Raw genomic sequence first — 563 nt, forward strand, 5'->3', positions numbered from 1 at the left:
CTGCTTGTTCGATTAATGCTTTGTAAATTTCACCACCACCAGAAACAAAGACATGTGTTGTCGTATTGTCTAAGTAAGATAATGCCGATTCAATGCTGGTGAAATAAATAACATCTGGATCATTCGAGACCATTTCTGAGCGAGTAACCACAGCATATTTCCTATTGGGAAGTTTACCCATTGAGTCGAAAGTTTTACGACCGACTAAAAGCCAATGATTGTAAGTCATAGCTTTGAACAGGAGCTGCTCACCTTGTACATGCCAAGGTATATCCAATCCAGAGCCAATTACTCCATTCTCAGAAACTGCTGCCATAATGGATATTTTCATTTTTCCTCCTGAGGGCTAACGCCCGCTTAAGTGGTGAGCAACGCTACCACAACACTCAATTATTACACCGTAAACATTAAAGCTAAATCAAACCAAAACCGCCGAGCGTTGCGAATCCGTCTTAAAGCGTTTGTTATGCATTTGCCACGTATTTCACATGAAGTTTTTCAAATTCAGCGACCAAAACCTTTAGACAATCACCTAACTCATCCTCTAACTCGAAGAATTCACG

General features: G+C 40.5%; 1 protein-coding gene. It reads right to left on the bottom strand.

Features of this window, described 5'->3' with window-relative positions:
- Positions 1-331 (bottom strand): dihydrofolate reductase (locus R8O11_RS30175; protein WP_318195256.1); only part of this gene is annotated, 331 nt, incomplete at its 3' end.
- Between the last annotated feature and the right edge of the window lie 232 nt (positions 332-563).

This window comes from Vibrio sp. 1288, from assembly GCF_033344475.1.